The sequence below is a fragment of the Achromobacter sp. GbtcB20 genome (assembly GCF_019091095.1).
Taxonomy (GTDB): Bacteria; Pseudomonadota; Gammaproteobacteria; order Burkholderiales; family Burkholderiaceae_B; genus Achromobacter; species Achromobacter mucicolens.
Window position 1 is genome coordinate 1 of sequence record NZ_JAGXJZ010000311.1, and the last position, 366, is coordinate 366.

Consider the following 366-nt stretch of genomic DNA (forward strand, 5'->3'; position numbering starts at 1 on the left):
TTGTATTGCGCGGCCACGTGGCCCTGGCTGGCCGCGCGGCTGTACCACTCGAAGGCGCTGGCGTCGTCGCGGTCGACCTGCAGACCCGCGCGGCCATTGGCGTACACGGTGCCGAGGATGAACTGGGCCTCGCGGTCGCCATGGCCGGCCGCGCGCTGCAGCCAGGCCAGGGCGCGGCGCGGATCGGGTTTCCCGCCCAGCCCTTCGGCGTAGGCGAGGCCGGGCTGGCGCTGGGCGCCGCGGTCGCCCGCCGCGGCGGCCTGGCGGAACCAGTACAGCGCCTGCTTGCCGCTGGCGTCCACGCCCTGGCCGCGCTTGTACATCAGGCCGAGGTTGAACTGGGCCGCGCAATCGCCCTGCAGCGCG

The 366-nt window shown here is 74.9% G+C and carries 1 protein-coding gene; it reads right to left on the reverse strand.

Annotated elements, in window-relative coordinates:
* Positions 1-366 (reverse strand): tetratricopeptide repeat protein (locus KVT32_RS29125; RefSeq protein WP_217619318.1); only part of this gene is annotated, 366 nt, incomplete at both ends.